This is a genomic window from Candidatus Thiothrix sulfatifontis, from assembly GCA_022828425.1.
Lineage (GTDB): Bacteria > Pseudomonadota > Gammaproteobacteria > Thiotrichales > Thiotrichaceae > Thiothrix > Thiothrix sulfatifontis.
The window spans coordinates 2,455,808-2,480,541 of sequence record CP094685.1 but is presented as its reverse complement, the minus strand read 5'-3'; the positions used below and the strand labels follow the sequence as shown (position 1 = coordinate 2,480,541).

The window sequence follows — 24,734 nt, the reverse complement described above, 5'->3', positions numbered from 1 at the left end:
AAAAACTCTATAGGTTCATTAAGCGCTACATTGACTAATATAGCAAGGTAAATCACAAAATAGATTTTAAAAACAGCGATTTATCAACAATAAAAATAGACCTGATTGTTTAAACCGATAACGGATTAATAATCCCGCGCTATTTTAACTTGAACGTCATGTTTAATGTGGTCATCTAGCAACAAAATAATGCCGTTGAGCTGATTAACACCGTCAAGTGTTACGTTATTTTTACCTTCCTGGGCATTTAACTGCGAAACCACAATATAATAAAGGGTTTCCCGATAACGGTAGTGCATCTTGAATCCCGCCCACTCTGGTGGTAAACACGGCTCAAAGCGCAAACTGTCGCCTTCGCGCCGCAATCCCAGCAACGATTCGGTAATCAGCCGGTACATCCAGCTTGCCGAGCCGGTATACCAGGTCCAGCCGCCACGTCCGGTATGCGGGGCAACGCCGTACACGTCGGCGGCAATCACATACGGCTCGACCTTGTACGTTGCCACCGCTTGCGGTGAGTTGGCGTGGTTGATCGGGTTAATCATGCCCAGTAATTCCCACGCGCGTGCGCTGTCGCCCAAACGCGCAAACGCCATCGCTGCCCAAATCGCCGCATGGGTATATTGCCCGCCGTTTTCGCGCACCCCCGGCACGTAGCCACGGATATAACCGGGATTCAAGTCGGAGGTATTGAACGGCGGGTCTAACAATTGCACCAGCGCGTGATCGCGGCGCACCAAATGCGTATTCAGCGATTGCATTGCCTGCGCCGTGCGTTCAGGTGAGCCGACCCCTGAAAGTACCGACCAGCTTTGCGCAATCGAATCAATCTGGCATTCCGGGTTGCTGCTCGAACCCAGCGGTGTGCCGTCGTCGAAGTAGGCGCGGCGATACCATGCGCCATCCCAGCCGTGGCGTTCGAGGTTTTGGCGCAATTGGTAACGTTCTTGCTGGCAGCGTTCGGCAAAGGGGATGTCATTACGCTGCTTTGCTAACTCGGCAAATTGCCCCAACACTTCGCAGAGGAAAAAGCCCAGCCAGATGCTTTCGCCTTTGCCTTCGATGCCGACCAGATTCATGCCATCGTTCCAGTCGCCCGACCCCATCAGCGGCAAACCGTGTTCACCAAAGCGCAAGCCGTGCAAAATGGCGCGGACGCAATGCTGGTACAGGCTGGCAGCTTCAGCAGAATGCCCCGGCAAGTCGTAGTACGAATCTTCCCCGGCATTCACCGCCCGCCCGCTGAGGAAACCGCGTTGCTCATCCAGCACCGCCATGTCACCCGTGGTCAGGATGTAGCGGCATGTCACTAACGGCAACCACAAGTAATCATCGGAACATTGGGTGCGCACGCCCCGGTCGGACGGCGGATGCCACCAATGTTGCACATCGCCTTCCGCAAACTGATGCCCTGCACACAGCAGCAAATGTTCGCGGACTTTGTGCGGTTCGGCATGAACCAACGCCATCACGTCCTGCAATTGGTCGCGGAAACCGAATGCGCCGCCGGACTGGTAATAACCGCTGCGTCCCCACAAGCGGCAACCCAGCGTTTGGTACAGCAGCCAGCCATTGGCGAGCATGTTCACCGTCGGATCAGGCGTTTCCACCTGCACCGTACTCAAGGTTTGTACCCAATAATCCTGCACCCGTTTGAGCGCGTCGAGTGTCGCCGCCATGCCACGGAAACGTTGCACCAAGGCTTGGGCATCGTGCATATCACGCGCTGCACCCAGCTTGAAGACAATCACCCGCTCGCGTCCCGCCGCCAATTCAAACGGCACTTGGATAGCGGCGCATGGGTCAAGTGCTGCGCCAACTTTGCCGGACAGGTATGCCCGTTGCAGTGCCGCCGGATCACGCAACGAACCATTGCGCCCGATGAATTCGGCACGGTCGCCCGTGACAGTGCGATTGTTATCATCCACCGCGAAGAACGCTACCCGTTCCGCAAACTCCATGCTGTAAGGGTTGCGGGCGAATAATGCGCCTTGTGGGGCAGTGCATTCGGTAATCACATGCGGGGCGGATTTCGGGGTCAAATCGCCCAGCACCCATTCCACGTAACCTGTGGCAGAAAGCTGGCGGGTGCGCCCGGAGGCGTTGCGTACTTTTAGCACCGAGAATTTGACCGACGCATCCAGTGCCACAAACACCGTGAGTTCCGAGTAAATGCCGTTTTCATTGTGTTCAAACACGCTGTAGCCGAAACCGTGGCGGCTGATGGTCGCGCCCGTTCCCGGACACGGTAGCGGCGTGGGCGACCAGAACTCGCCGCTGTCTTCGTCGCGCAAATACAGGGCTTCGCCGCTTAAATCGCTGACGGGATCGTTATGCCACGGGGTTAATCGGTATTCGTGGGCATTTTCGCCCCATGTATAGGCTTGCCCGCTTTCGGAAATGATCGTGCCAAAATGAGGATTTGCCAGCACATTGACCCACGGCGCAGGCGTGGTCTGATCGTTGGTTGGGGTAATCACGTATTCGCGCCCGTCAGCGGTAAATCCGCCCAAGCCATTGAACAGAATCAGGTCGTCACGCGGCAACAAACTGCCCACGGTTGACGGAACAGGCAAAGGGTAACGGCTGGGTTTGAAAGGCGGTACGCGCACGTCCAGCAAGCCGCGTCGATTGACTTGATCGGTCAGCGAACCTTTGCTGTCGGTGATAATGACACGGGCAACCGACTGGATCAGGATGCGGTCTTCGCTGGAAATCTGGTCGGCATGGCGTACAAAAATACCACCGGGGCGGTCGATGACGTGCGCTTCTACGCCCCACGCAATCAGCCCCATGATTTGTTCTTGCAGCAATTGGCGGTAGCCTTCGCGGTCTTCGTTCCAGATCACCAGATCCACCGTCAAGCCTTTCAAACGCCAGTAGGCATGGGCCTTGACCAGTTGGCGTACCAGTTCGATATTGTCCAGATCCTTGATTTGTAACAGCACAATGGGTAAATCGCCGGAAATGGCGTGCGCCCACAAGCCGGATTGCCCGCGATGATTGCTGATCAGGGTACTGGCATCCGCCCGCAGCAAAGCGTGGGAATAGATCACCGAATTGGCAAGTCGCCCGTAGAGTTGTGCTTCGGCTTCGCTGGCATTGAGCTGGCGCAATACCACCTGGCTGTGCGTCCATGCCAGATCGAATACGCGGTCAGCGAGGCGGCGGTCACGGTATTTTTCCACCAGTTGCAAGCTGGCTTCGCGGGTATCGGCGATGCCGATGACCATATCGAGCGTGACCGAGGCTTCGGGTTCGAGCGTAATGCGGTGGCGAATGGCGACGATGGGGTCAAGCACTGCGCCGACACTGTTGGACAGGTGATCGGTAGCGGTCATGGCGTGCGGGGCAACGAGGGTATTGCCGCGCCCGATGAATTGCGCCCGATCGGTTTCATACGAAATGCCGCTGGAATCGCCTTCATGTACCGCCATCAAATGGAAAAGCCACGGGCTGTGTTCATCGAGAGCGCGGGGGCGGCGCGTACACAAAATGGCTTGCAGCGGGTCGATGATTTCGGTTTGCACAAACAGCTTGCTGAATGCTGGGTGCAAAGTGTCAGAGGCAGGCGAAGCCAGCACCACTTCGGCGTAACTGGTGACTTCGATGGTACGGCGCAGCGGTGAATCGTTGGTGATGCGCACGCGGCGCAATTCGATGTCGTCTTCCGGCGACACCACGATGTCGATGTGCGTATCAAAATTGTGATCACGGCGGCGGAATTCCGCACGACCTTCCGAGAAAATCGCTTCGTAATGGTCGGCGGGGGTGAGCGTGGGTTGATGCGCGGTTGACCAGAATTCGCCACTGGCTACGTCGCGGATGTAGCAGAATGTACCCCAATGGTCGCGGGTACTGTCTTCCTGCCAGCGCGTGACGGCAAAATCCTTGCAGCGGCTGTAACCGCCACCGGCATTCGTTATCATCACGTTGTAACGCCCGTTGGAGAGCAACTGCACTTCGGGAATCAGCGTATTCGGGTTTTTGAGTACGCGGATCGGGATTTGCGGTTCGCTGGAAGCCAGCAATACTTCTGCCACTTCCGCCGCTTGGGTATAGAACGCGGTGGCTTTGGGAATGCGCTCTTGCAGCAATAACAGCGTCGCCTGAAATTGCGGGTTCGCGGCAAAACGCCGTTGCATCGGGCGATCCAGCAGCAAATACGCCAGCGCCAGCAAACTCATGCCCTGATGGTGCGCCATGAAGGACTGGATGACGACCCGCGCTTCTCCGCGCCGTTGCCGTGAGGGGGTGTAATCGACCGCCTCATAAAAGCCAAATTTGCCCACCACACCATCAGCAGCGAGGCGTTGCAAGTTTTGGCAGGCGGCTTCGGGGTCAACCATCAGCGCGAGTGCCGAGGCATACGGGGCGATCACCAAATCTTCCGCCAGCCCGCGTTTCAGCCCCAAACCGGGGACACCAAAGGCGCGGTATTGGTAATTGAGATGCACATCGACGGTGTTATAACCCGATTCCGACGTACCCCACGGCACATTGCGCTGTTTGCCATAAGCAATCTGGCGTTGCACCACCGCATGGTAGGTTTGGTCGATCAGGGTATTGGTATAGGTCGGCATGACCAGCAAGGGCATCAGGTATTCAAACATCGAGCCGCTCCACGACAGCAGCGTTGGTTCGCCATCGGTGGTAATCAGCAAGCGCCCTAGGGCAAACCAGCTTTCTTGCGGCACTTGTTCCTGCGCAATCGTCACGAAATTGCACAACCGCGCTTCGGATGCCAGCAAGTCGTAGTAACTCGCATCGCGGTGACGTTCGGTCACGTTGTAGCCAATCGCAAACAAGCGGCGCGGCTTGTCGTAGAGGAAATCGTATTGCATACACGCGAGTTCGCTGGCTTGCCACGCCAGTTGTTCGAGCGCCGTAATCCGCTCCTGCGCCCGCCGACTGCTTGCCGGAATCAACAACAATTCCCGCAAAGTCGGAATGCCTTCAACGTTATTCTCTGTTCCATCCGGCACAAGGAAACGCAATTCATCCAAATGCCCCCGACACTGCCGCACCAACGCAACTCCCCAATCGCTCTCGTCAGAAGAAACCCCTCCCCGCCTCCCCTTATCAGGGAAGGAGCGAAGAGACACCGCCGTTTCTTGTCCCTCCCCTGATAAGGGGAGGTTAGGAGGGGTTTCTTCGTCTGCTGCAAGCGCAATCAAATGTTCGAGGCAATGTTTCACCGCTACCAACGTCGTAGGGCGTGTAGTAGCCGCAACATTCAGCGCAGTTTGCAATGCAATCCAGTGCGTCTTATCCGCCGTACTTTCCAGCATAATCCCGAACGTATCCTGCAACCCTTCCAACCAATGCGCCGCCAAAATCGGCTGATCCGGCAACGCCAGCAACCCCGGCTGCAAGGTCAGCAAATGCCCACCCAGATTGCCGCTATCCACCGTAGACACATACATCGGCAACAACGGTTGCAACGACAGCGTGTCATACCAGTTGTAAAAATGCCCGTGGTAACGTTCCAGACGCTCCATCGTGCGCAAGGTATTCGCAGTACGCTCAATCAGCTCGCCCAGCGGCAAGTAGCCAAAATCGTAAGCCGCCAAATTCGCCAGCAATGCCATGCCCATATTGGTCGGCGAAGTCCGATGCGCCACGCCGACATCACGGTAGACCTGATAATTATCCGGCGGCAGCCAGTTATCTTGCACCCCAACCAAGTTCTCAAAGTAAGCCCACGTCTTGCGGGCAGTCTTGCGTAGAAACACGGTTTGGTCGGGCGTTAGCTTGCTGGTACGCCGAGCCAGTGGTTCACTGACCCACCAAATAATCGCAGGTGCTAACCACCACAATAGCAGGATAGGTGCTGCGATCAGCAAGGTTTCCGGGCGTATCATCACCAGATAAAAACCCGTGACCACAGCAATGAACGGCGCAATCCACATTGCCCGGTAAGCGGCGGACAGGTTCGGGCTATGATGGTTGGTTTCACTCGATGGATTCCATTCCAATAGACGTTGCTTGGAAACCGCCATCCGCCAGACCGTGCGGATAATCGCATCCAGACTGAAATACGCCTCGTAAGGCAGGCAAATCAGCGTCAAGGCGGCTTGGGTAAAATGCCCTTCCGCCGCCCGCATTTCTGCCGCCAGATGTTGCCGCAGCAACAAATCGGTAGGTTTACGCACCAGACTCAATAAGGACGCACTGACCGACGGAATCAGCAAAATCGCCAACACTGCCAGCGTCCAGAAACCCGCCATTGGCAACACTGTCCAGCCCAACAGCTGCAACAGCGTCAATGCCGCAGCGGTAAGACTGCGCCGCAAGTTATCGAAAATCTTCCAACGTGACAGCCACGACAGCGGGTTTTTCTGGCGTTCTTTCCCAGCTCCCGGCACAGAGGGCAACAACCAGCCCAGCAATTGCCAGTCGCCACGAATCCAGCGATGCCGACGGCTGACATCGGCGCTGTAACGCACGGGGTATTCTTCATACAACTGCACATCACTGAGCAGCCCTGCCCGTGCATAACAGCCTTCCAGCAAGTCATGGCTGAGGATGCAGTTTTCCGGCAAACGTTCATGCAGTGCTTGCTCGAACGCATCCACGTCGTAAATGCCTTTGCCGATGAACGAGCCTTCGTTGAACACATCCTGATACACGTCGGAAACGGCGCGGGTGTAAGGGTCGATGCCCGATTCCCCACCGTACAAGCGTGCATAGCGCGATAAGTTTGGTGCGGAAAGGCTGACGCTGACACGGGGTTGCAGGATGCCATAACCTTGCGTAACCCTCTGCTTAGCGGGGTCGTAAACCGCGTGGTTCAGTGGATGCGCCAGCGTACCGACAAACTGGCGGGCAGCGTCACGCGGAAGTTGGGTATCGGTATCGAGGGTGATCACGTATTTCACCCTGGCAAGCGGCGTGGTGTCGCCCACGATCAGCGCGAAAGCGTCCTTTGCACCGTGTAGCAGCGCATTCAAATCCGCCAGCTTGCCGCGCTTGCGTTCGTAGCCCATCCACACTTGCGCTTGCGGATTCCAGCGGCGCGGGCGGTGAAACAGGAAGAAAATGTCACCCGATTCGCCGGGATATTTGGTGTTCAGATGGTCGATGCCTGCGTGTGCGAGCTGCAACAATGCAGCATCACCCTTCAATGTTTCCAGCGGCGCATCCAAGAAATCGGTTAATAAGCCGAAATGCAGGTGCGTATCGCGATTGGCGAGGAAACGCACTTCCAGCGTTTCCATCATGCTTTCAATACCGTGGATGTTAGTGAGCATGGTCGGCACGATGACCAAGGTGCGTGATGGCGCGGGAATGCCTTCGGAAAAGTCCATGCGCGGCAAGGCATACGGCGTAGTCAGCAAGGTTGCCAGCCAATTCACCAGTGCCACCGACAGGTAGCTTGTACCGAGTGCCAACACGATGCCCAGCAATGCCAGCGACCAGCCCTGTACGCCTTCAGCGTGGGCTTGCAGCAGTAAGCCGCCAGTAAACAGCACGGTTAGCAGCGCGATGCCGCCGAGAAAGGAGAACAGGGGTAAGCAGCAAGCGGTTCGGTGGAGTTTTGTGAGCAGCGGTAGCCGTGCTTGCGCCGCTTGTTCGAGTGGGTGCAAGCCGTCGTCGATCAGGTAAAAACCAACGTGTGCGGTGCGGTCGTCATTGCCATGCTTTTCCGCGCCTGCTTGCGCCAGTTGCACGGCTAATTGTGCGACTTCGCCTTCGGAATAGCGGGTGTATTTGGCAGTTTTTTCCACGACATGGCGGTAACGGTCACGGGTAGCAAACGTCATCTCGCCGTATGCACCCGCCGGATCGTCGAGCAGGGTTTGTTCGACCACGCTCATATTTTCGACGAATTCTTCCCAATCCATCGAACCTAGGAAGCGCAGACTGCCGATGCTGTTGCCAATGGAGACTTGATCAGCGGCTTGTTGCTGGCTTTCGATCTGCACCAATTGTTCGATGGTCAGGTGTGATTCCGCCAGCAATTGCTCGATCCAGCTCAACGGCAAGCCCAGCGCGGCGCTTTGCCATTGCAGGCGGCGTACCAGTTCTGCGACAAACGGCGTAGTCATCGGCGGGTTGGAACGTGCCATGTCAGCAATGACCAGAATCAGGCTTTTGGGGTCTTGTTCCGCCGCTTCGACCATGCGGTTTGCCCAGGTATCGGCAAGGTCTTGGTCAATTTTGTCGGTGGTAATGCGTGCCGCAATACGCCGCAGGTTTTCGATCAATGCTAGGCGCAACATGATGGGAATAGCCCACAATTCGCCCAGCTTCAACGGTGTGACTGTCTGGTAAGCGGTGACGAAACGGCTGAGGCTGTCGGGGTCAACGCGCCCATCGCCGTGCGCAATATTTTCCAGTGCAATGTCATACACACGCGGTAAGCCGTTGGATGCGCCGTCCGCCAAGCGCGGTAGTTCGCGGCTGTAACCTTGCGGCAAGTGGCGTTTGGCGGTGCGGATTTGCTCGTCGATCAGGTAGAAATTATCCAGCAACCATTCGCCAGCGGGAGTGAGGCGGTGGTTGGAACTCACCTTAGCGGTTAATACGCGGGAACATTTCACTAAGACGGCTTCATTGTCGGAGAGGCGGTCGAGAAGCTGATCACGCGGGAAGGTTTGGCTGAGTTGGTGGGTGTCGGCGAGCGTTCTGCCGTGGCGTTCCATTTGGTCGGCGCTAAAGAGTTCGGCGCGTAACGGTTGCGCTTCTTGGGTACGATCGTGTACCGCATTGACCCGGAAAGAGTGCGCTCCCCAGGCACGGATATTGTTTAATAAGGTTTTTGGGGGTTCTTTCATACGATCTCTCTTGCTTGGGTTTGGTCAAATACGATTTTTATGATCATCAATAAGGGTACCGCCATGAAAATACCGGCCATGCCCCAGAGCCATCCCAGAAACAGGATAAACAGAAAAATCAGAATAGGGTTGATGGTGAATACTTTGCCCACGAATAGGGGCAGTACAAATTCTTCCAGCAGGTTCAGCAACACCAGCACCAAGGGCGGCAACAATATTTGTCCAATATGGTTGAAGGTCAGTGAGGAAACCAAGGTGATAATCACGATATTAATCGCTACCCCAACATAGGGTATGTAGTTGAGGATGGTGGCGGATGCTCCCCACACAATCGGGTTGGGCATCCCCAATCCCCACATGGTCAGGGCGACCAATACACCAAGGCTGACGTTGATGGCAGTGATCAGCAGCAAGTAGTGACCGACTTGCTGTTGTGCCGTTGTAACAATGCGGATAACCATGGCGCTGGATTCTTGGCTGCCCCAATAGCGGTTAGCACTGTTGATGATTGAGTCACCAAACGCCAACAGAAAGTACAGCAGCAGCGCAAAGGAGATGATCGACACCAAAAAAGATTGGGTATTATCCAGCAGGGTAAACAATATGTTCGACCCACCAACCATCACGTCATGCATCGGGGGATTATTCCCCGCCACCATGATTGTTGCGGATCTATCCGTCATTGCCCACATATCCGTGATAGCGCTTTTGAATAGGATTAATTTACCTTCCATATACCGCAATTCGGCAGGTAAACGCTCCACCCAAACACTCACCGGATCGGCAAGGTAATTAATCGCCGTTAACAGTAAAGTGAAAAACAACAGCAATATTAGAAAACTGCTAACCGTGCTGGGAATACGGAATTTTTGCAGGTAGTTGACGGCTGGAGTCAGCAAAAACGAGGCAATAACTGCCAATGTCATTGGAATAAGAATGGCTTTGGCAACGTAGAGAACCACGCCCATGCTGATGATGAAAATTCCCCATGCAGGAATTTTCAGGGTGTTGGCAGCGTTGCCTTCCATAGTATTTATCCAATTTCAAACGCGCTTTAATAACTGCATAATCAGTCCCAATAAACTGGGCGATAACTGACCTTTATTTAACGTTCCCACTAAAACACCAGCCAGCAACGATGCTCCTGCTGATTCAAGGGGATGCTTTTTAATGAAGCCAAAATATTCAGTATTGGCAAAGGCGGTGCGTAATTGCTGTTTGGCTTCGGTTACTGTTGGCTGCTGGTATACCTCACGAACCATATCAATACTCCTGCCAGCAACAGGCACATTATTCCTATGATGAATAAAGCGCCCGCTGACGGTAAATAAAGGCTTAATATTTGATAACTGGCAGTCAGCAAAAGTCCGGCTGCCAAGCTGAAAAACAAGGCGGCAACGATCAGCAGTAAAATACGGCTGGTTGTCTGTAACACTTGGCTTTGCAGCACCCGACCTTCGGCTTCAGCCAGTTCAAACAGGCTAATAATGGCGTCGGTCAAGGCTTTCACGGCTTTACTTACCTTGCCCTAACACCTTGAAAATAGTGTAACCAACCCCGAAGGCGATTAGCATACTGGCAACAGGATTTTTACGGATATGCTCGCCCACATCATTTAAGCCAGCATTACCGGCGGCGTAGGCGTCATGCAATTTTTGTTCAGCTTTGTCTTGGTAATGCTCTACTTTGCTTTCGATATTCTCACCCAAAGTAGCAGAGGTAGCTTCGGTTTTGTTTTTTAGGGATTTTAGTAATTCATTGACTTGAGTACGGAGGGTGTCGAACTCTACGCGGAAGTCGATTTCTGTTTCGGTGGTTTTGCTGTGTTGCATCATATTCTCCTTATTGAATTTACTGTGGCGTTGTTGTGGTTTATAAACGACGGCCTTGAATGACGCGCATTAAAATGACCACGACCGCAACAATTAATAGGATGTGAATAAATCCACCCATGGTATATGAGGTGACAAAACCCAATAACCAAAGGACGATTAAGACGATTGCAAGTGTTTCGAGCATAAAAATTCTCACTTCGCCATGATTTGGCAAATCTCGAATTAAAATATAATGTCGCTTAACGTAAAATAATTTACGTGTTAGTGCTCAAATCGCTTGAGACAAACGGCATTACTAAAATCTTTATTAACTTAATAGGGGTTTGTATTAAGGGTTGCTACATGTCGTAAAATAACGTATTAATAAAGATCATCTCTATTAAGCGCTCTATTCTTTATAATAGCAAGGTAAATCACTTTTACGTGACGTTTACTTGACCCGATGCGCCACAAATTTGCTGAGATTATCAAGGATTTCACCGCCGCGTCGAAAACCTAAACCACAGCCTTCCCACGCAAAAAATACCCCTGCCTGATAACTGCGCCCTTGTGCGTCTTTAGGGTATTCGGCGAATGCTTGGTAAACGGTTTGGTAGCGGTCGTATTCGCCAGAGGTTTGCGTGAGGAGTTTGCCCGTTGCGTCGTAAATGCTGACATTCGCACCTTCGCGCCCGAACAGTTTTTTCGCCACTTGCTGTTTGCCGTGCAGCTTTTCACTGCGGGTTTCCAGCAAATAGGGGGAGTAGGGGAATAGTTCGTACAACACTTTCAGAATGCCCTTGCTTTGGAATAACAGGGTGTACGCGGGGTTGAGGATGACGGTCGCGGTGTTGCGGGTAATGTCGTCGAGAATGCCGTTGATGCCGTCCGTTTGCAGCGCAATGTCTTCCCACGGGTAAAGCTTAAACCAGTAGTCGAAACGGGTTTGTTGCGGGTTGAAAATGCCTTGCTCTTCGAGAAAGCCGACTTCATCCATGTAGCAAAAATCGGTCTGAAACCCAGCGTCATTGGCGAGGTGCTGTAAAAAGCGCACGGTTTGTTCGTCTTCCAGCAGGCCGCGAATGCTGGAAAACAGGATGTTTTGATAGCGGTAATACTCGCCAAAACGGTCGGGGTCGTTCTCGCCCGTCACTAAGCGGCGAAAGTTTTTCACGAGGCTGGCGTAGACAGTGTTGAATTGTGCCGCTTCATTCATGCCATTGGCTTTGAGCAGCGCCCATTGCACGATGGCGGTTTCAAACAAGCTGGTGGGGGTGTCGGCGTTGAATTCGATCAGTTTAATGGGCAAGCCGTCAACACCGCCTGCGAAATCGAAACGCCCGTAGAGGTGGCGATGGTCGTGTTCCCAACTGCGGCGGATGTGGTCGACCAGATTGTAAGGAATGTCGAGTTCCAGAAAACGGTCATGGTCGATGACGTGTTGGGCGGCGGCGACGTACATATCGTAGAGTTCGTTGGCAGCGGTGTAATAAGCTTCGGCTTCCGCTTCGGTGACGACGACGATTTCAGCGGCAACATAGGGTTGTCCATCGGGGTCGGTGTGCCAAGTCATGCCAACTTCTTCCATGAGCGCGGGGCTGATGGGGTTGACAGTTTCGAGTTGAATCATGATTTAGCCCCCTACCGAGCCGCCGCCAAAGGAACTGCCACCGGTGCTACCAGAGCGGTTGCTGGGGTTGGCGTTATTATTATTGCCGAAAAAGCCGGATTTGGGTTGTTGCGCTTGATTGGGGTTGACCGCACGGGTGTCGGTGCGTGCGGCGGGGCGGCTGATGCTGCTTTGGGCTTTGCTGGCTTGTTGTTGCTGGTGCTGCTGATAATTGGCATTGCCCATGAGTTTGTTGGCAAGCATTCCGCCAATGAGCGCCCCGGCTGCGGCGGCGAGCACCGTTTCGCCCAAGCTCAAGCCTTGGTTTTGTGCCACGGGTTGGGTGAGGGCAGACGTACCGTCTTCGACCTTTTTGGCTTCGGCTTCTGCCATTGCTTTGAGTTCGGCTTCGGTGAGTATGCGTTCGTTGCCTTGCATGTCTTTGAGGATGGCGCGGGTTTGGCTGGCGGGGTATTTTTCCACCAGTTCATAGGTGTCAGGGTTTGCGCCAGTTTGCTGAATGACCATGAACATGGCTTCGCCTTTGGCGGCTTCAGAAATCGTGCCCGCGCCTGCATTGGGCGGCGGCGCGGGCGGTTGATCGTCACCGCACCCTTGCAGACTGGCGAGGATGGTAATGCCAAGGCTGCCTACCAACGAATAGGAACTGATGAGTTTGAGGTAGGGCTTATGCATTGGAGTTCTCTCAGGCGGCAGTTTGTAACACTAATTTTAATACCATTGTGACAAGTCTTATTTTTTCAAGAGGTGCGCTGTGCATGACGGTGTGAATATTTCCCCACAAACACGCCCGTCGGATCGTATTCGCGTTGTTGTTTGCCAATATTGAATTCGCGCCGCCCACGCGGATCGGTGCCGACGCCCGCAAGGTATTGCCAGTTGCCCCAATTGCTGGCGGGGTCGTAATCAATCAATTGCGCTTCAAACCATGCGGCTCCGTCGCGCCAATCCACCCCCAATTGGTTGATCAGGTAGCTGGCGACGATTTGCCGCCCGCGATTCGACATCCAGCCGGTATTGCGCAATTGGTGCATGAAGGCATTCACGAATGGTGCGGCGGTTTTGCCTTCACACCAGCCTGCTAAGGCTTTGGGGTTTTTGCTCAGCAACGGGTCTTGATTGCGGATGCCGCGTAACAGGTATAAACGGTTGCCGTAGCGGTAATGCAGCCATTGGAAATATTCGCGCCACAGCAGTTCAAAATACAGCCAGTAGGTGGAATCGTTCGCGCCGTATTGTGCTTCGTAGTCCTGCAATTCCGCCACAATCTGCCGAGGGGATACACAGCCTTGCGCCAGCCAAGGGGAAAGTTTCGAGGAAAAATCCCAGCCATCCAAACCGTTACGGGTCAATTTGTAGCGGCTGACTTGGCGGGTATCGTGCAAGTAATAGCGCACTTGCGCCAAGCCTGCGGTTTCGCCACCGCTGAACGGCAGCGTGTTGGAATCCGCTTCGGGGGTGCTGAATTCGGGCAGCGGGTCGGAGGCACTCGGCAAGGGCGCAGGAAGACGCTGGGGGCGCGGCAATGGTTGCGCGACGGCAATTTGTTCCACTTGCTTGCGAAAAGGGGTGAAGCTGTCGGGCAACTTATTCACGTTAAAAGGCAATTGCCGCGCGTCAAACAGGGTGAAACTTTCAGTTTCCACCCACTGGCATTGCGGACACGTTTGCTTCACATTGGTCAATTGACGTTGTTCATACGTTGCGGGAACGGGGGTTGCGCCTGCGATTTGAATGCCGTGCGTTTGGATGAGTTCGCTGATAATTGCGTCAGGTTGCCCGACACGGATCACCAGCGTTTGCCCCAATGCTGTTAATTGTTGCTGCAAATCAGCGAGGGATTCGCGGATAAATTGCCAGCGGAATGCGCCCATGGATGCTTGTGTATCCACCACATAAACACACACCAATTGCTCGCATTGCTGCGCGAGTTTGAGCAAAGCAGGGTTATCATGCAGACGCAAGTCGTAGCGAAACCAGAATAAACCGTTCATGGGGCAAAGCGTATTCCTAAGAAATCAAACAGTTCCCCCGAATCTTCGGGGCGCAAATGTTGCATCACCTTGAGCAAATGGCTGGCGGTGAATTCAGGTGTTTGCAGATGATCCGGTGGCACGTTGCGCTTGAATGGTTCAGACAGCGCGGTGTCGGTCGTGCCGGGTTGCAAACCGACGATAATGGTGGGGCGTTTCATGCGCTGCAATTCGATGGCAAAGTTTTTGATCAGCATATTCAGCGCGGCTTTGCTGGCGCGGTAGGAATGCCAGCCGCCGAGCCGGTTGTCGCTAATGCTGCCGACGCGAGCGGATAAAATGCCAATGGTCGTTGGGTATTTGGGGTTGAGCTTTGCCAGCAAGTGTTTGACCAGCAACGCGGGGCCAACCGCATTGAGGGTGTAGGAACGTAGCAGGTGATCGGCGTCCAAACTGCGCCAAGTTTTTTCCGGTTGCAGCGTGTCGTCGTGTAACCAGCCGGTGGCGATGAAAACCCAGTCCAGTTCAGCTTTGTCGGGCAGGGCTTGCACCGCGCTAATGATGTTGGCTTCGTCGGTCAAATCGAAGCGTATGTCCTGAGTGGTAATATCCAGCGCTGGCAACGCTGCGGTATTGCGTGCCAACCGGATGATCTGAATGTCGGGAAATTGCGCAGCGAGTTGTTGGCAAAACGCTTGCCCGATACCGCCGGATGCGCCCGCTACCAAGACCTTGCGAGGTGTCGTGGTCATCTTAATTGATGCTGCCGGTAATGGGGCAGTCGGCAATGTCATCGAAAATCTTTTTCAAGCCGGGGCTGTTTTCGCCGGTATGCATCGGAATATCGAGGTATTCGGCTTTGTTGGCTTCGGACTGGAAGTAAATTTTCAGATCGCCATCCATAATGAACGGGGCATTTTCAAGGTCAGTCACGTCTTCAAGCGTAATGGGGTCAAGTGTGCTGATGCGCATTATAATATCCTCCTAGCGGTTCAGTTTTTGAGTCTGGCCATCATGAGCATGACTTGCAATTAATCTTGCTCTGCCTCCGGTATTTATACAAGAGTGTGACAAGACTGCACATTACGGTGATAATTATTTAACTTCAGATGAACAAGGACTTGGGTATGAAGATCAGCCTAATTGGTGGAACAGGTTTCGTTGGCACGTATGTGATTGATGCTTTATTGCAAGCAGGGCATACGCCGCGTGTGCTGGTGCGCCCCGGCAGTGAAGGTAAATTAGCCGCTGCTGCGCAATGTGAAACCGTTCCCGGTGATATTCGCGACACGGCGGCGCTGGATGCGTGTTTGCAAGGTGCGGATGCGGTGATTTACCTGATCGGCATTTTGCGCGAATTTCCGGCGAAAGGCATCACTTACGAAGAAAGCCAATTCAACGGCGTCGAGCGCACCGTCGCAGCGGCACAACGTCAGGGCGTGAAACATTTCATTCTGATGAGTGCCAATGGCGTGAAGGCGGGCGGTACGAAATACCAAGACACCAAGTTTCGGGCGGAACAATGCGTGCAAGCGTCGGGGTTGGCCTGGACGATATTCCGGCCTTCGGTGGTTTTCGGTGATCCGCGTGGCAAGGCGGAATTCTGCACGCAATTGCAAAAGGAGTTGGTATTGCCGCCAATCCCTGCGCCGCTATTTTTTGGCGGGGTGAATATTTTGCAAGCGGGCAAATTCGAGATGCAGCCGGTGCATGTGGAAGACGTGGCGCAAGCGTTTGCCGCAGCGGTGGATAATCCGGCGGCATTGGGCAAAACCTTCGCACTGTGTGGGCCGGATGCGGTGAATTGGAAAGCGATTATTCAAACCTTGGCGCAAGCGTCGGGGCGTAGCGGTAAATTGGCAGTGCCTGCCCCCGCTGAAATCATGAAAATCGTGGCGGGTGTATTGGACAAACAAGCGTGGTTTCCGATTACCCGTGACCAGATTGTGATGTTGCTGGAAGGCAATACCTGTAGCGATGATTCGGCCTGGCAAACGTTTGGGATTGCGCCCAAACGCTTTGCGCTGGAGAATTTGGGGTATCTGGCTTGAGATGATCAAACCTTCCTGACGAATTCCGATTTCAGGCTCATTGCGCCGATGCCGTCAATTTTGCAATCAATATCGTGGTCGCCATCGACCAAGCGAATATTTTTCACCTTGGTGCCGACTTTGACAACCAGCGATGAGCCTTTCAGCTTCAAGTCTTTGATAACGGTGACGGTATCGCCGTCTTGCAGTACCGTGCCGTTGGAATCTTTGATGACGCGCTCACCTTCCGCTTCGCCGGTGGCGGCGACTTGAGGCCATTCGTGGGCGCATTCGGGGCAGACAAACATTGCGCCGTCTTCGTAGCTGTATTCAGAACCGCATTTAGGGCAGGGAGGGATCGTACTCATTAAAATATTACCTTAGTGTTGTTGCTCAATGTTTTTTCTGAAACGCTGCAATTGTTTTTCACGCACTTGCTGCATATCCAGTCGATAAATGTCATAGGGAAATAAAAATTCGGTCACGCCGGAGTCGAACAAGCGCCGGACTTCGTATTCGTCGTGAGACGTGCCGCGTTGGTAGCGGTAGTTGAGGTAGCTTTGATTGGTGTGAATAATGAATTCGACGCGCATTCCCCCCATGCGGGCAAAGAATTTCAGCATTTGGGTTTTGCTGCTGCTGCCGACTGAGGTGGCGGTGTAATGGCTGCCTGCCAGCGTGTCGGAAATGTCTTCGAGCATCATGATCGAACCGGCTTTGACGGCGGAGCGGGTCAGGTGCCGCACGAAGCGTTTGACGTGGCTGACGTTATCCAGCACCGCCATTAGCCCCAGTTCGTCATCGACGGCGACGGCGGGATTTTTCTCGTTTTTACGTAATAGTTTTAGCACTTTGGCGGCGGAATCCTTTTTGCGAACCGTCACGTAGACCGGCACTTCCTGCCCGTTGGCTTGAAATAAGCGGCGTTTGACCAGCGTGAGTTTTTCGTTTTCGGCGAATTCATGCAGGTGGCGGGCGGCTTCTGCGTCGATCACCGCGACTTCGCTGCAACTGAAATCGTTACTGTCGTGGCGGCTGTGCAAGTAGGCAATGTCCAATTCGCCGATCTTGAGTTGCGGACTCCACACGTATTGGTTGAGAAAATTCAGGAAGGTCGCAAACTTGTTTTCAATATCGGTTTCGCGTTCACGCTGGTCGATAGAGCCAGCCAAACCCATCAATACCAACTTGCGCTTGGCCTCGAAGCGGATTTTTTGATGGTAGCGGTCGTCGAAAATCATTAGCAATAAATCCACCGGATTTTTGGCGGTCTCGATTTCATTGCTGATTTCGATGTGTGAGCCGTAAGCCGCCAGTACTTTGCCCCGCAACATCCCGATGACGGCATCGGCGGTATTCATGTATTCGTGGATTTTGCTGCGAATTGCTGCCAGATCGCCGCTGATACCGAACAAATTGCCCAATAATCGGTAGGCTTGGGCGCTGCGTTGCTCGCGCAATGCCGCGTTTTGGATGAGAGCGGGAATTTCATCAAAACGCTGAATCTGCAATAGATCGAACAATTGGTCGCGTACTGCGCGGTACTTGGTGGTCATTTGCCTATTTTGCTGGAAAGTTTTGACCCACAAGCGATTTTGCGCTGAAAACGGATGGGCGCAGGAGGCGTGTGAGTGGATAGCGAACGGCCCATCCTGTTTCATGGCGATAAAGATGGATTTTTCGTCTACAACACTCATGGCGGCATCCGTTTTAGGAAGGATTCAAAGCGCATAGCCTAGCATATTGAGCGTTATAAATATTCCTCTGTCGGTCGTGCGGGCATGTTGTTGCAAAGCCAACAAAGCCTCAATGATACTGACGAGAAAAATCAATGTGTTAAAGAATGGCACACACCTTGCAACAGCTTCCAAATGTTCAGCCATGCGTGATATGCCGCCATGAAACTCCAAATCGAACGCCCCTACGTCGAAGCCTTAGTCCGCGAATTCCCTGAGCTTGCACCGCTGCAAGAGCAACTCAAATTCGGCAACAAAGCCGAGTTGCCTTGCCAGCAGCTTTCTGCACCCCAGCTCGATTTCCTGCATAGCCTGTACGCAGCGGCGGGTGCTGCCATGCAAGGGCGGGCTGCCCAGCTTGCCACCTTGCAACGCGCCCTGCACGGCGACGGTAAACGCTATCAGGAAGGCGAACTGGAACGCCTTGTGCCCGACATTACCGAATTCCTGATCCGTGACGGCATCCGGGGCTGGCTGTTCAAGGCCAATAATGCAGGTAAGCCGCTGGCCTTCTTGCTGGCACGGATTGATTTTACCCCACCGGGCGAAGAAGAAGCCGGGCGCATCCTGCTTGACCTCAAAGCCAACAGCATGGCGAAAGTTGCCACGGTCAACCTGATGATCCGCGAACGCGACATGATCGGGCAAACCATCCCCGAAATGCTCGCCGCCAAAGGCTTCTTCAAGGAAACCCCGGAACTGATCGCCGCTTACGACCGCTCCGCCGAGCGTTATTTTGCGTGGCGTGCCGATTATGGGCGGCAGTTCTCCGGGCGGGGTACAGGCATTGTTGCCGAAGACCCCACCGCCACCCACCGCAATACCGACTGGGCACGCAAAAACGTGGTGGTGCTGTCCTCCGGTGGTGGCTGGGCGCGGCTGGTCAATGACGAAGCCATCATCAAGGAACGGGTGCTGACGCTGGATGCTTCCGGCGACATTCTCGGCAAATACTTGCGCAAGGCAGGGCGCAGCAACAACTACAACAGCAAGGTCGAAAACGCTACCGAAGCCTTGCAAACCGACATTCCGCACGGGCTGTTCACCGAATTGCCAGTGCATGGCTACATCCTCGCCTTCCACCTCGAACTGCACCACCATTTGTGGGTACACGTCGATGATATGCAGCCTTATGTGTACCAGCCCGAACTCAAGGACAAGCTGATCCTGCCACCCGAACAGACCGACCTGATCGACATCCTCACCGCCGAAATGGACGTGCTGATGGATGACATTGTGGAAGGCAAATCCGGCGGCACGACCGTGCTGTGCGCCGGGCCACCGGGGGTTGGCAAGACCCTCACCGCCGAAGTCTATTCTGAAATCATCAAACGCCCGCTCTACCGGGTGCATTCCGGGCAACTGGGTTTGAATGTGGGGGAAATGGAAACTGCGCTGAAAAACACCCTGACGCGGGCGCAACGCTGGGGGGCGGTGATGCTGATCGACGAAGCCGACGTGTACATCAAACGCCGTCAGGACAATATCGCTGCCAATGCCGTGGTCGGGGTGTTTTTGCGGGTGCTGGAATACTTCAACGGCTTGCTATTCCTCACCACCAACCGGGTGGATGACATCGACGAAGCCATCATTTCGCGCTGCATTGCCCTGATTAAATACCATCCGCCCGGCCTCGAAGACCGCCGCAAAATCTGGCGCGTGATGACCGAACAATTCGGGCTGGCGATTGATACCGACCTGATCCACCAGCTTGCGGAACTGTTCCCGGATGCCAGCGGGCGCGACATCAAGGGCTTGGCGAAACTGGTTGCCAAATACTGCCACCACAAAGCCGTGCCGCCGACGCTGGAGGTGTTCAAGCGGTGCAGTATGTTCCGTGGCTTGGAGCTGACACATGACTGAAACCCGACAACTCGCGGTGGCGACCAAAGACGGCATCAGCATTAACGAACACTTCGGGCACGCCAAACAATTCTGGATTTACGCCGTCACTGCCGACACCTGCCAATTGCTGGAAAAGCGCGAAGTCGAACACTACTGCCTCGGCAACTATTCCAGCAAAACCGCGATGGCAAAAATCCTCGAAACCATCAAGGACTGCGAAGCGGTGTTCGTCGCCAAAATCGGCGATGGGCCGATTGAAAAACTCGCCGCGATTGGCGTGCAGGCAGTCGCCGACTACGCTTATGAAGCCATCGAAGATTCCTTGCTCGATTACGTGCGCAAGCCTGCCGGGGTGGTGTTTGTTCTTTCCTGATTTATTGTTTGGTTTGTGTCTAAAATAAGTTTGATTCGTTCAATGAATTGCTCTTCTTTTTGTATCAGTTCTGCCATTGATGACTTTTCATTTACATAAATCCCATCAATAATGAATTTTATTTTATTGTTCATTGCGCCAAAAAGTGAATCAGAATGAGCTTTTTTAGTATCAATCTCTCTTGATAGTGGATAAAGTAAACCACCGGCAATTACTTCACTATGATAATATCCGATATAAGAGTGTATTTGGTGTAAGTCATTTCTATCTACATCATTATTATACATCTCCATGTTTTTAAATTTCGCATCAAAAATAGCAACCTTGTTGCTATCTCTATGTTTCATTACAATATCTGGAAACATTGATCGTTTGTAGAAAGTGTTTTGATAGAGATATATGTTTTCTTGTGCATTTACCGACCAGTCATTAAAGTTTCTACTAAGCAATTTTTCGATATATAATTCAAAAAGCTCTGCAATATCAAATAAATATCCTGTTGTCTCCATTGAACTATTTGCATCATTAGGTATTAGGTCTTTATCCAGCAAGATTATTTCAGCATATTCTAGTACTTGTTTAAATCTGCCATATAGAGAGTTGCTAATAACTTTGTGCGCTTTTGCTTTTTTAATTGTTTCATAAGTAAAATGTCTTCCTGAGTAATGCTGTTTTAGTAACTGATTTATGCCAAGAAGTCTGTTATGAATCTCTTTTCCGAAATAACGTTCTAATTTCTTTACGGTAAAATATAATACATCAATGATTTCTTGTACATAACAACGCTCTTTAAATATAGATGTTAGTTTTCCCTGAAAAGGAATATCTTGTTTCAAATAAGAATTGAAATCTATCGTTCCTCTTACCTTATGAGTTCGTTCTTGTTGTCTTTTGTATTCTTGTGGCAATCCTAATATTGCTGCTTTTTCAATTGCTTGAATAAAAAGATGAGCGATGATGAATAAAAATTGATTTTCATGTTCATCTTTTTTTGCTTTTACTTGCTCATTATCAATGTAAATATCATTCACAAAATTCAGCATTCTTGTTAGAAAAGAATCACCGTATTTTGAAGTGATGTTTATTTTACATCCTTTGTAATACAATGTGCCTGCATATAGTCCAGTTTGTATGAAGTATCTTTTCTCTGTTCCGGGCAGATCTTTTGAATACAACTTCAGTATTAAGCGTTCATTGTCAGGTTCAAAATAACTTCTTTTTTTAAAGCTAAGAATTTTAATGTTCTTTGATTTTTCTGTTCCGAGTTTTAACTCATAAACAGAAGAAAATAAATTTTGTATGTTTTTAATGCCAGATTTCTTCAAGCTAAAAGCGTCACACAAGTCCGATTCCAGAATAGGGGAATTCTCGTGAAAATTATGATTCACTGGTATTGTGATTTTCATTGTTTTTTACTTTATAGAATTTTTAAAGATGCTAAGTGAATCAATTAACTTGTTATCTAACTCGCTCTCGGCAAATACTGACCTCAAGTATTCTTTTAGCGTTGGTCGTAAGTGTAAGTTAAAAAGAACCTCCATGTTATTAGGAGTAATTTCTTTTCGCTTTGCAATATTCTTCATCTTCATAAAGAATGAGTGTCCAAATTCATAAGATTTTCCCAGCCCTAAATCAGTTGAAATATAATTATTCATCCGTTCACAAGCCATTCTGTAATTATTTATGTTTTTAAACTCTTCGCTATTCTTGAATTTGGTTTCTTCTTCAATAACGTCGTAATCGCAGTCTTTTCTTATCCATTTGAATCTTCTACGAAGGGCTAAGTCAAAAGCATCTATGCTCTTATCAACATCATTCATCATGCCAATAAAAAATATATTATTCGGCACGCCAAATTTTGCTTCACCATTTTCTAAGTAGTATGCCAAGTCTTTGTATTTACTATCTTCTTTAATAAGCTCACTTATTAATGCAGAGTATTGAGTTTTGATAAGGTTTTTTGAATTGTTTTCTATAGAAACATCGTGCCTGTAATCTTTTTCTAGCAACGATAATGTTTCTCCAAAAACTGCCGAGAGGTTGGCGCGATTAATTTCATCCACTACAAAATAATATGTTTTTCTTGGATTGTTTTTGGCTCTAATGCAAAAGTTTTTAAAAATTCCGTTTACCAATTCAAAACGAATATTTCCATCTTTTGATACTCCTTTTGGTTTAATGCCTTCTATAAAGTCCTCATAGGTAAAGGAAGGGTGGAATTGAAGTATTTCATAGCGTGAACTGTCTCCCTGACAAACAAAATCAAGATTATTTACTACGGCATAAGTCTTTCCTGTTCCGGGTGATCCGTACATAATAACATTGGGGTTATTTTCATCTGCTATTGCCTGTGCAGTTGAGTATTGCCACAAAAAACTAGACAGCAATATTAATTCGCTCTTGTCATTTTTATCTATATTGAGAAGATTTTTGAGTACTGTACATACTTGATGATTCTTTGAAAAAATGCTACTTTCCTCTCCATCTATAAATTCCTCATACAAATTGTTTAAAATAGTTTCAGAATAGATGTAAAGAAAATCATTCAAGTTATCTAATACTGCCAGCTTCATAAGAATCTGCTTTGCACTGTAACTCGATGCTTCTACCATATTTACTTTTTTCAAAGGGTCTTTTTCAGATATGATTGATCTTAATAATTCCCTGATGTTGTTATTGAAATGGTTTTCCGCATCTTGTTTATTCGCCTTCTCTTTCTTTTCACTCTTGATATAATAAGTACTATTGTCGTTGTTGAGTTTTACTTCAAAATTTTCTGCATTGCCAGGTTTTGATGATCCTAAAACTGTCCTTGTGGTTCTTTCTAGGAAATTACACAAATAACCGCCAGGCATTGAGTTTGATCGAGAGATGTTACTTAAAGTATTGGTATAGTCGTCTAAGATAAATGTATCATTTATTAATTTCTCACGATATAGATTCCATTGCTCAGTAAGGGAATCTATTTCCTTTGCCTTGAGGTTTTTATCTTCTTCTTTTATTTTTGATTTGAACTTATTCCATAGGAATTTTATTTGATCTTGGCGCTCTGTGTTTAATTTTATATTTTTCATAAGTAATTCAACTCTTTTTTTGGTGATGGCATCTAACAACGCAGTGGTAATTCTTAAATCATTGGTATTTTCCCATGGCTTTAATTTATATAGTGCTGGTATTCTGTCAGCTTCACCATAAGCACATCCATTAAAATTAAGTTTTAATGAAGAAATTTCTGATTCACTTAGTGTATAAACTAATTCTCGCCTTTGTGCATATCCAGGTGTTCCTTCTTCTTCTCCTGATATAGCAGAACTATTAACAATTCCACATAAATAACAGTGCTTATTTCTATTAGCACCCTGAGCCACTAATATTATGTCGCCTTCTTTTACTTGGTTGAAAAAAGTACTTCCTGTTGAGTCATCAGGCCCGAATCCAATATATGCATTTTGTCTTTCAATAATTATATCTTTCCACCGCTGCACTGAAGCATCGTTATGTACATTTGGTGATATTACCCAGTAATTTATACTCATTTTTGCCTATCAGTGACTATTTATTGTTCATAGTATAGCCCAGCATATCGGTTGTTACAAATTTTACTTGTCGCAAAACCAACAACTCTAAAGATTAAAGTAACTTGAAAATCAATGCTTTGAGAAATGGCACACACCTTGCAACGGAACCCACCATTATCGGGTAAATGTTGGAAGAAGAAGTTTGACCATGAGTTATGAATCGCTATTGGCAGAGCAAGTGCCTGAATTGCTGGAACAAGCCGACGTGGTAGTACTGGATACCCGCGACCCGCACAGCTTTGCCCAAGGGCATTTGCCGAATGCCAAACCCGCTGACGAGGCGAACATTGCCCGCCTGATCCGGGGCAGGAACAAGGCGCAGCCGGTGCTGGTCTATTGCTACCACGGCAATAGCAGCCGCGACTTGTGCCGCTTGCTGGGTGGTTTCGGTTACACCCAGGTCTACAATCTGGAAGGCGGCTGGCAGGCATGGGCAAGCTACCGCGATCGTCAGGAAGCGAACCTGTCAGCCAGCACCGCTGCATGGTTAAGCCAGTTCGGGTTTGAGGCGAATAACCTGCACAGCCGGGTCGGTAACGGTATGTCGGCCTTGATGGTTGCCGCCCATGAAGCGCGGGCAGACATCGTGGAAGAACTGCTTCAGGCCGGTGCTGACCCCAACCACCGCAATGATGACGGCAATGCTGCTTTGTGGTTTGCCTGCGTCAGCAATGCCCCGACGATTATCCAGCGTCTAGCCGCGCAAGGTGCAAACCTCAATAACCAGAACGTCAATGGTGCAAGCTGCCTGATCTATGCCGCCTCGGCGGGCAGGCTGGAGGCAGTCAAAACCTTGGTGAGTGCCGGGGCTGACCTTTCCCTGCAAACACTGGACGGTTTTAATGCGCTGGATTCTGCCGCGACCTTGGCGATCCTCAAATACCTGAAACCCTGTTATGCCACCCTGACAACGGCGGGGGCTGCACTCTGACAGGGCAAACACCCCGCTGCACTCACGCCAATAGTGCATCCAAC

The 24,734-nt window shown here is 50.9% G+C and carries 20 protein-coding genes; 4 read left to right on the top strand and 16 right to left on the bottom strand.

What is annotated here, in order from left to right:
- Positions 1-125: 125 nt before the first annotated feature.
- The 11 genes from L3K52_12380 to L3K52_12330 form a co-directional block, all read right to left on the bottom strand.
- Positions 126-8,780 (bottom strand): hypothetical protein, encoded by an 8,655-nt coding sequence (locus tag L3K52_12380; protein UOG90993.1) that lies wholly within the window; start codon positions 8,778-8,780, stop codon positions 126-128.
- Positions 8,777-9,808 carry an AI-2E family transporter gene (locus tag L3K52_12375; protein ID UOG90992.1) on the bottom strand — a complete coding sequence of 344 codons (1,032 nt, stop codon included), beginning with the start codon at positions 9,806-9,808 and terminating at the stop codon, positions 8,777-8,779. The genes L3K52_12380 and L3K52_12375 overlap by 4 nt, the downstream gene beginning before the upstream one ends.
- A gap of 15 nt (positions 9,809-9,823) precedes the next feature.
- The gene (locus tag L3K52_12370; protein ID UOG90991.1) at positions 9,824-10,042 is read right to left on the bottom strand and encodes a hypothetical protein; all 219 of its coding nucleotides are present in this window, start codon (positions 10,040-10,042) and stop codon (positions 9,824-9,826) included.
- Positions 10,009-10,290: a hypothetical protein gene (locus L3K52_12365; GenBank protein UOG90990.1), complete on the bottom strand. Its 282-nt coding sequence runs from the start codon at positions 10,288-10,290 to the stop codon at positions 10,009-10,011. Before L3K52_12365 ends, L3K52_12370 begins: the two co-directional genes overlap by 34 nt.
- Positions 10,291-10,294: 4 nt before the next feature.
- Complete coding sequence (locus tag L3K52_12360; GenBank protein UOG90989.1) at positions 10,295-10,615, bottom strand: hypothetical protein; 321 nt, start codon at positions 10,613-10,615, stop codon at positions 10,295-10,297.
- 37 nt (positions 10,616-10,652) lie between these two features.
- On the bottom strand, positions 10,653-10,799 hold the full coding sequence (locus tag L3K52_12355) for a lmo0937 family membrane protein (protein UOG90988.1): 147 nt from the start codon (positions 10,797-10,799) through the stop codon (positions 10,653-10,655).
- A 246-nt stretch (positions 10,800-11,045) separates the two neighbouring features.
- Entirely contained in the window at positions 11,046-12,224 is a 1,179-nt protein-coding gene (locus tag L3K52_12350; GenBank protein UOG90987.1) for a glutathionylspermidine synthase family protein, read from the bottom strand.
- 3 nt (positions 12,225-12,227) lie between these two features.
- Positions 12,228-12,899 carry a hypothetical protein gene (locus L3K52_12345; GenBank protein ID UOG90986.1) on the bottom strand — a complete coding sequence of 224 codons (672 nt, stop codon included), beginning with the start codon at positions 12,897-12,899 and terminating at the stop codon, positions 12,228-12,230.
- Positions 12,900-12,964: 65 nt separating this feature from the next.
- On the bottom strand, positions 12,965-14,218 hold the full coding sequence (locus L3K52_12340) for a DASH family cryptochrome (protein ID UOG90985.1): 1,254 nt from the start codon (positions 14,216-14,218) through the stop codon (positions 12,965-12,967).
- Entirely contained in the window at positions 14,215-14,949 is a 735-nt protein-coding gene (locus L3K52_12335; protein UOG90984.1) for an SDR family NAD(P)-dependent oxidoreductase, read from the bottom strand. The genes L3K52_12340 and L3K52_12335 overlap by 4 nt, the downstream gene beginning before the upstream one ends.
- A gap of 1 nt (position 14,950) precedes the next feature.
- Positions 14,951-15,169, bottom strand: a complete 219-nt coding sequence (locus tag L3K52_12330) for a hypothetical protein (protein ID UOG90983.1) — start codon at positions 15,167-15,169, stop codon at positions 14,951-14,953.
- 155 nt (positions 15,170-15,324) lie between these two features.
- On the opposite strand from L3K52_12330, the gene L3K52_12325 reads away from it, so the two are divergent.
- On the top strand, positions 15,325-16,248 hold the full coding sequence (locus tag L3K52_12325; GenBank protein ID UOG90982.1) for an NAD(P)H-binding protein: 924 nt from the start codon (positions 15,325-15,327) through the stop codon (positions 16,246-16,248).
- Between the two features lie 5 nt (positions 16,249-16,253).
- Here L3K52_12325 and L3K52_12320 read toward each other — a convergent pair whose 3' ends face one another.
- The 3 genes from L3K52_12320 to L3K52_12310 are packed head-to-tail and all read right to left on the bottom strand — an operon-like array spanning position 16,254 to position 18,110.
- Positions 16,254-16,595, bottom strand: a complete 342-nt coding sequence (locus L3K52_12320) for an alkylphosphonate utilization protein (GenBank protein ID UOG90981.1) — start codon at positions 16,593-16,595, stop codon at positions 16,254-16,256.
- 12 nt (positions 16,596-16,607) lie between these two features.
- Positions 16,608-17,924, bottom strand: a complete 1,317-nt coding sequence (locus L3K52_12315; protein ID UOG90980.1) for a hypothetical protein — start codon at positions 17,922-17,924, stop codon at positions 16,608-16,610.
- A 24-nt stretch (positions 17,925-17,948) separates the two neighbouring features.
- The gene (locus tag L3K52_12310; protein ID UOG90979.1) at positions 17,949-18,110 is read right to left on the bottom strand and encodes a hypothetical protein; all 162 of its coding nucleotides are present in this window, start codon (positions 18,108-18,110) and stop codon (positions 17,949-17,951) included.
- Between the two features lie 15 nt (positions 18,111-18,125).
- Between L3K52_12310 and L3K52_12305 the strand changes: the two genes are divergently transcribed.
- The gene (locus L3K52_12305; protein UOG90978.1) at positions 18,126-19,826 is read left to right on the top strand and encodes an AAA family ATPase; all 1,701 of its coding nucleotides are present in this window, start codon (positions 18,126-18,128) and stop codon (positions 19,824-19,826) included.
- The gene (locus L3K52_12300) at positions 19,819-20,181 is read left to right on the top strand and encodes a dinitrogenase iron-molybdenum cofactor biosynthesis protein (GenBank protein ID UOG90977.1); all 363 of its coding nucleotides are present in this window, start codon (positions 19,819-19,821) and stop codon (positions 20,179-20,181) included. The genes L3K52_12305 and L3K52_12300 overlap by 8 nt, the downstream gene beginning before the upstream one ends.
- Here the strand turns inward: L3K52_12300 and L3K52_12295 are convergent.
- Both L3K52_12295 and L3K52_12290 read right to left on the bottom strand, forming a co-directional pair.
- A complete protein-coding gene (locus L3K52_12295) occupies positions 20,139-21,587 on the bottom strand; it encodes an McrC family protein (protein ID UOG90976.1) in 1,449 nt (482 codons plus the stop codon). The genes L3K52_12300 and L3K52_12295 overlap by 43 nt on opposite strands.
- 6 nt (positions 21,588-21,593) lie before the next feature.
- Positions 21,594-23,717 (bottom strand): AAA family ATPase, encoded by a 2,124-nt coding sequence (locus tag L3K52_12290; GenBank protein ID UOG90975.1) that lies wholly within the window; start codon positions 23,715-23,717, stop codon positions 21,594-21,596.
- 190 nt (positions 23,718-23,907) lie between these two features.
- Between L3K52_12290 and L3K52_12285 the strand changes: the two genes are divergently transcribed.
- Complete coding sequence (locus tag L3K52_12285) at positions 23,908-24,690, top strand: ankyrin repeat domain-containing protein (protein ID UOG90974.1); 783 nt, start codon at positions 23,908-23,910, stop codon at positions 24,688-24,690.
- Positions 24,691-24,734 lie beyond the last annotated feature (44 nt).

Coding starts and splice junctions, on each gene's coding strand:
- L3K52_12380 (UOG90993.1), bottom strand. CDS start 8,780: ATGAAAGAACCCCCAAAAACCTTATTAAACAATATCCGTGCCTGGGGA.
- L3K52_12375 (UOG90992.1), bottom strand. CDS start 9,808: ATGGAAGGCAACGCTGCCAACACCCTGAAAATTCCTGCATGGGGAATT.
- L3K52_12370 (UOG90991.1), bottom strand. CDS start 10,042: ATGGTTCGTGAGGTATACCAGCAGCCAACAGTAACCGAAGCCAAACAG.
- L3K52_12360 (UOG90989.1), bottom strand. CDS start 10,615: ATGATGCAACACAGCAAAACCACCGAAACAGAAATCGACTTCCGCGTA.
- L3K52_12355 (UOG90988.1), bottom strand. CDS start 10,799: ATGCTCGAAACACTTGCAATCGTCTTAATCGTCCTTTGGTTATTGGGT.
- L3K52_12350 (UOG90987.1), bottom strand. CDS start 12,224: ATGATTCAACTCGAAACTGTCAACCCCATCAGCCCCGCGCTCATGGAA.
- L3K52_12345 (UOG90986.1), bottom strand. CDS start 12,899: ATGCATAAGCCCTACCTCAAACTCATCAGTTCCTATTCGTTGGTAGGC.
- L3K52_12340 (UOG90985.1), bottom strand. CDS start 14,218: ATGAACGGTTTATTCTGGTTTCGCTACGACTTGCGTCTGCATGATAAC.
- L3K52_12335 (UOG90984.1), bottom strand. CDS start 14,949: ATGACCACGACACCTCGCAAGGTCTTGGTAGCGGGCGCATCCGGCGGT.
- L3K52_12330 (UOG90983.1), bottom strand. CDS start 15,169: ATGCGCATCAGCACACTTGACCCCATTACGCTTGAAGACGTGACTGAC.
- L3K52_12325 (UOG90982.1), top strand. CDS start 15,325: ATGAAGATCAGCCTAATTGGTGGAACAGGTTTCGTTGGCACGTATGTG.
- L3K52_12320 (UOG90981.1), bottom strand. CDS start 16,595: ATGAGTACGATCCCTCCCTGCCCTAAATGCGGTTCTGAATACAGCTAC.
- L3K52_12315 (UOG90980.1), bottom strand. CDS start 17,924: ATGAGTGTTGTAGACGAAAAATCCATCTTTATCGCCATGAAACAGGAT.
- L3K52_12310 (UOG90979.1), bottom strand. CDS start 18,110: ATGGCTGAACATTTGGAAGCTGTTGCAAGGTGTGTGCCATTCTTTAAC.
- L3K52_12305 (UOG90978.1), top strand. CDS start 18,126: ATGAAACTCCAAATCGAACGCCCCTACGTCGAAGCCTTAGTCCGCGAA.
- L3K52_12300 (UOG90977.1), top strand. CDS start 19,819: ATGACTGAAACCCGACAACTCGCGGTGGCGACCAAAGACGGCATCAGC.
- L3K52_12295 (UOG90976.1), bottom strand. CDS start 21,587: ATGAAAATCACAATACCAGTGAATCATAATTTTCACGAGAATTCCCCT.
- L3K52_12290 (UOG90975.1), bottom strand. CDS start 23,717: ATGAGTATAAATTACTGGGTAATATCACCAAATGTACATAACGATGCT.
- L3K52_12285 (UOG90974.1), top strand. CDS start 23,908: ATGAGTTATGAATCGCTATTGGCAGAGCAAGTGCCTGAATTGCTGGAA.